This window comes from Kitasatospora sp. NPDC004240 (assembly GCF_053603215.1).
In genome coordinates this window covers 1-6,553 of the sequence record NZ_JBSGFD010000310.1, presented here as the reverse complement: position 1 = coordinate 6,553, position 6,553 = coordinate 1, and the positions used below count along the sequence as shown (strand labels likewise).

Below are 6,553 nucleotides of genomic sequence, written 5' to 3'. Positions count from 1 at the left end.
CCCGCGCACGCCGCTGCCGGCACGCACGCCGGGCGCGCGCACCGAAAGCGGGCGCCGCCCGGCCGGGTGAATCCCTCCACCACCGCCGCCACGGGGGCCACGGCGCCCGCCGCGCGGGCGATGATGCGAGACGGTTCGCCCGAGAACTGTTTCGAGCGGCGGCATCCGGCCACCGCCCGGGCGAGCTCCCCGCGAGAGGAGCGTGATGACGGATCCCGCTGTGACCCCGGAGGTCGAGGACTTCGTCGACCTCAGCGTCCCGTTGACCGGCTTCGCCGCGTTCGACCTGTACGCCACCGGCATGGCCGAGCGCTACCTGGCCACCGCCCGCGAGCAGGTCGGGCCGGCGGCGTTCGCCGAGTTCTGGACCGCGTGGACGACGGCCGCCTCCGGACGCGGCGGCCCGCAGGAGCTGTCGCCCGTCCACCTGGAGGTGGCCCGGGCGCTGACGTACCTGTGGCTGACCGGCGCCTGGCCGCGCCTGGCGCCGGCCGCGCACGCGGCGCTGCGCCGCCAGGTGGCCAACGAGGAGTTCGTCGTCGCCCCGGAGTCGTACGTCGAGGGCCTGGTGTGGCGCACCTTCCACGGGCACCCGGCCGGCGCCAAGCCGCCGGGGTTCGGCACCTGGGCCGTCGAGCCGCCGCCCCAGCCCACCGCCGAGGAACTGCGCCGGGACCTGGACCTCGACGAGGCGCTGGTCTGGCGCACCGGGCTGGCGGCCGAGGTCACGCCGGACGCCGTCCCCGTCCACCTGCTGCCCGGCCACCGCGCCTGGCGCGCGATCGCGCCGTCCGCCGTACCGACCGCCGCCACACGCTCCGACGCCCCGCAGTCCGACGCCCCGCAGGAGCAGGCATGAGCGAGAGTGTCACCACCATCACCGCCCACGAGGCCGTGCGCCGGCGCTACGACGTCGTCATCGTCGGCGGCGGCTGGTCCGGCAGCCTGATCGCCAAGGAACTCGGCGACCAGGGCTGGCGGGTGCTGATCCTGGAGGCCGGCAACGGCGGCACCGAGACCTGGCCCGGCTACCTCGGCTCGCTGTCCACCTACCACCGGGCCGTCGCCAAGGTCCCCAACTCCGCCTACCGGCGCAACACCGCCGCGCCCTCCCCCGACGTCCTGGACCTCGCACCGGTACGCGACCCCGAGCCCGGGCAGCCGGAGTTCACCGCCAACGGCTACTTCGTGCAGAGGGGCCGCCTGCCCTACGGCACCGACTACCTGCGCGAGCTGGGCGGAGCGGCGATGCACTGGCTCGGCGCGACGCCGCGCATGCACCCCGAGGACTTCGCCACCGAGCGGTACGGCTACGGGCGCAGCTGGCCCATCGACGCCGGGGAGTTGCAACGCTGGTACGCGCGCGCCGAGTTCGAGATCGGGGTGGCCGGGAACGCGCAGGACCAGCGGGCGATCGGCGTCGTCGCGGACCCGGACTACGTGTATCCGATGCACCAGATCCCGGCGAGTTACATCGACCGGTACTGCGGGAGGCTGGACGGCGCGTCGATCCTGGACGAGGTGAGCGGGCGCGGTTACGAGCTGCGGGTCAGGAGCCTGCCGCAGGCCCGTAACTCCACGCCGGATCCGGACTATTCGCAGGTGGCGTACCGGCCGCAGGGGGCGGTGGGCCTGGCGAACTACGGTGAGCGGTGCGTGGGCAACGCGAGTTGTGTGCCGATCTGCCCGGTGCAGGCGAAGTCGCACCCGCTGCGTCAGCAGGCCCGTTTCTCCGAGTCGGTGTCGCTGGCGACGCGTTGTGTGGCGACCCGGGTGCGGCTGGCGGGCGCGACGCGGGGCGGGCGGGTGAGCGGGGTGGAGTTCCGCACGTACGACGACCCGGCCTCGCCGGTCAGCCGCTCCCACGTGGTGGAGGCGGACATGGTGGTGCTGGCCGCGCACGCCATCGAGAACGCGCGGCTGCTGCTGTTCTCCGGGCTCGCCAACGGCAGCGACCAGGTCGGGCGCAACCTGATGGACCATCCGACGATCCTCAACTGGGCGCTCGCCGAGGAGGCGCGCGGGCCGGTGGGGCCGTTCCGCGGGCCCGGGCACACCTCCGGCTGGGAGGCGTTCCGGTTCGGTCAGGGGCGTGCGCGCAGGGCCCCGTTCCGCATCGAGATCGGCAACTGGGGCTGGGGGTGGGCCACCGGCGCGCCGATGAGCAACGTCGCCACCGCGCTGGGCGTCGGCGGCGACCGGGCGGGCGAGGTGCGTCCGGACGGCGTGTTCGGGCCGGAGCTGCGCCGTCTGCTGGGCTCGACGCTCGGGCGCCAGTTGCAACTGCAGATCGCCGTCGAGCAGTCGGCCGACCCGAACAACCGGGTCACCATCGACCGGCGTTACCGCGACGCGATGGGCAACCCGCGTCCGGTCATCACCTACGACCTCGACGAGCACACCCGTGACGGGCTGTACGCCGCCCGTCTGGTGGCCGGGCGGATCTTCGCCCGCCTCGGTGCCACCGACTACACCGACCACGCCCCGCGCGACGGCGTCCCGCCGCTGGGCCACTTCGAGCACACGGTGGGCGGCACGAGCGTGCACCTGGCCTACAGCGGCGCCGGTCACGGCGCCGGCACGCACATCATGGGCGCCTCGCCCGCCACCTCCGTGGTCGACGGGTACCAGCGCACCTGGGAGCACCCCAACCTGTACGCCGTGGGCTGCGGCAGCATGCCCTCCATCGGCACCAGCAACCCGACCATCACCATGCTGGCCCTGGCGCTGCGCAGCGCGGAGCGGATCCACCGGGACCTGGTCCTGGAGCGGCAGCCGGCCGATCTGCGCGGTGCGGGCGGGGACGGCAGCGACGCGGAGGTACCGGCGTGATCACCGCCCTGGAACTGCACGACGCGGGCTTCGCCCGGCCCACCACCCTGCCCGGGCTGCGCCGGTACCTGCAGGCGGCGATGGAGGTGGAGCACCTGACCATCCCCGTGTACATGACGGGCATGTACACCATCCGCCCGGGCACCAACCGCAGCGCGTACTACGCGATCCGGGCGGTGCTGGTGGAGGAGATGCTGCACATGACGCTGGCCGCGAACCTGCTCAACGCGGTCGGCGGCAGCCCGAGGGTCGGTACGGGTTTCGTCGCCGAGTACCCGGCCCGGCTGCCGTTCAGCGACGAGAGCGTGCCCAGGATCGGGCTCGGGCACTTCTCCCCCGAGGCGTTGAGGACGTTCCTGCGCATCGAGCGGCCGAAGGCGGTGACGCCGGACGCCGCCGACGGGTCGGGCTGGACGTCCATCGGGCAGTTCTACACCGTCATCCGGGAGGGCCTGGAGTACCTGATCGCCACGTTGGGCCATGACGCGGTCTTCCCCCGGGACAGGCCCGGCCACCAGGTGGGCCCGGAGGACTTCTACAACTCCGGCGGCGAGGTGTTCCCGGTGGACGGGCGCAACTCGGCGTTGGAGGCGCTGGAGACCATCACCGAGCAGGGTGAGGGCGTCCACGACAGCATCTGGAACAGCAACGCGCGTTTCGGCGAACAGCCGGAACTGGCGCACTACTTCCGTTTCAACGAGATCTACACCGGGCGCAGCTACGGGCCCGACGACCGGCCCAAGGACCAGCCCAGCGGCCCGCTGATCGATGTCAGTTGGGACGACGCGTACCCGATCCACGGTGACTCCAAGGTCGCCGACTACCGGCGGTTCGCGGCCACCAGCGCGGTGTACGAGCAGGCGGTGGCGTTCAACGCCCGTTACGCGGTGCTGTTGCGTTACCTCGACTCGGCGTTCAACGGCCGGCCACGGGACATGGCGTTGGCCGTGCCCACCATGCTGGAACTGCGGGACCGTGCGGAGCGGCTCTACCGCAATCCGCATCCGGATCCGGTCCAGGCCGCGCGGGGCCGTTTCGCCAGTGCCACCTTCGAGATCGACGCGCCTCATTTCGAGGCCGCCGACGAGGAGGTGGCGCGCAACGTCCGGGCCGCCGCGCTCGTGGCCGGCCGGCCCGTCGACCTGTCCGCCCTGACCTCGGACTCCGCGGAGGCCTTCGCCTGACCGCGGCGCTGTCCCACGGCGGCGCCGCGGCACTGTGACGCCGCGGCACTGTGACGCCGTGGCGCCGTGGCGCCGTGGCGCCGGCACCCCCGGGTATCCGGGTGGTGCCGGCGCCACGCTCATCCCCGGTGTGTCGGGCGTGGCGGGCGCGGTGGGCGTGGTGGGGTCAACGCCTGCGCCAGATCACCCAGTTGTGCTGGGCGTCGGCCCGCTCGACGTACCAGCCCACCGGGCGGGTGGGCCAGTACTCCTCGGGCCGTTGTCCCGGCTGCGGCAGCGGGGTCACCACCACGCTCGCCCGCGCCGGCACGGGCCGGCGGCGCGGGTCGAGGTACCAGACGCGGCCGTGGTAGACCTCGAACGCCTGCGCGCTGCGCAGCGACCAGTCGACGTCCCAGGCGAGGACCACGTTGTCGTGCGGGGTGAGGCCGGCGGCGGTGGTGAACCCGGTGGCCTGGGCCTTGCGCCACTTGGCGTGCGGTTCGGTGACGTGGGCGGTGACGGTCGAGGTGGCGAAGGCGGCGAACAGGGCCAGGGACAGGCCGAGCACCCAGAGCACGGGGCGGCCTCCGGTGGCGCGCAGCAGGACGAGCGCGCCGAGGATGACGAGGGCGGCGGCGGTGGTGCGGAACATGGCGAGCCGGCCCCAGTCGGTGGACAGGAACGACACGTCCGGCATGCCCCACAGCACGAAGCCCTGGGTGCGCAGCTTGGCGCCGGCCGAGCGGACGACGAGGGCGGCGAGGAGCAGGGTCAGCGCGGCCGTCGCCGCCGTCGCGTGCACGAGGGTGCGGCGCCTTGAGCGGGCCAGTACGGCGGCGCCGGTCACGAAGGCGGCGGGGACGAGGTAGGAGACGTAGCGGGCGTAGACCCAGTTGTCGATGCGTCCGTCGTCGGGCAGGGCGGCGGCCGCGGCCAGGGCGGTGCCGGCCAGCAGGGCCACCAGCACGGCGCCGGTGATCCGCTGCGGGCGCGGGAGGCGGCGGCTGAACAGCGCGAACAGGCAGGCGGTGACGGCCAGTCCGCCGATGCCCCAGGTGGAGACGGTGAAGCACCAAATCTGGCCAGCGGTGCGGGTGAGGGTGCGCCGGGTGGCGTCCGGGTCGGTCAGGCCCTCCCAGAGGAAGCCGCCGACGTCGCTGTTCTGGACCGTGAACTGCGCGTGCAGCCAGGCCGACAGCAGCCGGGCGCCGGCCACGCCGAGGCCGAGGGCCCCGAGGCCCGCGACGGTGGCCCGCCACGGGGCCCACCGCAGCAGCAGGACCCCGACGAACACCACGGCGGTCAGGGCGACCACCACGGCGCCGCGGTCGTGCGTGGCCATCGCGTAGGCCGCGCCCGCGCCCGCCCCGACGGCGTGCCAGGCGCGGCGGCGCGCCGGGCCGTCCTCCAGCCAGCCGTGCAGGCACAGCAGCCAGGCCAGGATCAGCGCGGGCAGCACGGCGTCGGTCAGCACGAACTGGGAGTAGAAGACCACCGGGGGCAGCAGCGCGGTGACGGCGCCGAAGACGTAGGCGAGGTGGCGGCGCAGGCCCAGGCGGCGCAGCGCCACGTAGGCGAGGGGGAAGACCAGGGCGCTGACCAGGGCGTTGATCCCCATGATCAGGTGGTAGGCGGTGACCGGGTCGTCGGCCAGGCGCAGGGCGGGTGAGATCAGCAGCGGGTAGCCGCCGGGGATGACCACGCCGACCGGGATCTCGGTCGTGGACCGGCCGGCGAGGACGCGGGCCAGGACCAGGTAGGAGTCCTCGTCGGGGTGGACGGAGGGGAAGCTCAGGTGGCGGGCGAGGACCAGCCGCAGGAGCAGTTGGGCGGCGTATCCGGCGATCAGGGCGGTGGGCCAGAACCAGGCGCGCGGGCGCAGTTCGGCGAGGTGCCGTACGGCCCGGCCGGCGAGGCGGCCGGTCGCGCGCCCGGTTGTGCGGCCGGTTGTGCGGGTTGTGCGGGTGGTCGGTGGTGGTGCGGTGGTGGCGGCCCGGGTCGTGCTCGGCTGTCCGGGCGTGCTGGTGGCGCTGTGCATCGAACTCTGTTCCCTCCCCTGATGGTTCGGCCGCTCCGGGCCCCGGATGTGCGGGGCGCGGAAAAGGGGGCGTGCCGAACCGCGACGCGGCCCGTGCCGGGGCGCGCCCTCATGTCATGCGACTATATATACCGGTGGGCTACATATGCAGGTTTCTTGAGTCGCCGGGGAAGGGCGTGGCGTGCGTGGACATGGTTCCCCCCGGAACACGGCTGCGGGCATGCCGCAGCGACATCTGGCGATGGCTGTGGGAAGGCGGCGCGCGCCCGGCGACCCGGCTGTCCGGGCACCGTCGGCGGCGACTGCGCTACGGAGCGGGCGGGGAGACTGGCTGTCAGCCCGCCACTCACTTGTTGAGACGTGCGACGGGCGGTGAGGTTGCAGGGGATGTCGAAGAAATTCTTCCGCCCCCGGATCAGGCCCCCTCGGACGACGGCGCGGCGGGCGGCGGCGGCGCGGCGGACTGGGACACCTTCAGCCGGGTCCCCGCCGCCGTCCGCAACGGCGACACCGGCGA

Annotated in this window: 4 protein-coding genes; 3 read left to right on the top strand and 1 reads right to left on the bottom strand. The window is 73.8% G+C overall.

Features of this window, described 5'->3' with window-relative positions; translation table 11 throughout:
* The first annotated feature begins 205 nt into the window (after positions 1-205).
* Genes ACWEQL_RS39850 through ACWEQL_RS39840 form a run of 3 tightly spaced genes read left to right on the top strand, consistent with a single transcriptional unit; the run spans position 206 to position 4,016 of the window.
* Positions 206-859, top strand: a complete 654-nt coding sequence (locus tag ACWEQL_RS39850; protein WP_452156094.1) for a hypothetical protein — start codon at positions 206-208, stop codon at positions 857-859.
* Complete coding sequence (locus tag ACWEQL_RS39845) at positions 856-2,832, top strand: GMC family oxidoreductase (RefSeq protein ID WP_452156092.1); 1,977 nt, start codon at positions 856-858, stop codon at positions 2,830-2,832. Before ACWEQL_RS39850 ends, ACWEQL_RS39845 begins: the two co-directional genes overlap by 4 nt.
* On the top strand, positions 2,829-4,016 hold the full coding sequence (locus ACWEQL_RS39840) for a ferritin-like domain-containing protein (RefSeq protein ID WP_452156090.1): 1,188 nt from the start codon (positions 2,829-2,831) through the stop codon (positions 4,014-4,016). The genes ACWEQL_RS39845 and ACWEQL_RS39840 overlap by 4 nt, the downstream gene beginning before the upstream one ends.
* A 166-nt stretch (positions 4,017-4,182) precedes the next feature.
* Here the strand turns inward: ACWEQL_RS39840 and ACWEQL_RS39835 are convergent, their stop codons facing one another.
* Positions 4,183-6,036: a phospholipid carrier-dependent glycosyltransferase gene (locus ACWEQL_RS39835; protein WP_452156088.1), complete on the bottom strand. Its 1,854-nt coding sequence runs from the start codon at positions 6,034-6,036 to the stop codon at positions 4,183-4,185.
* Between the last annotated feature and the right edge of the window lie 517 nt (positions 6,037-6,553).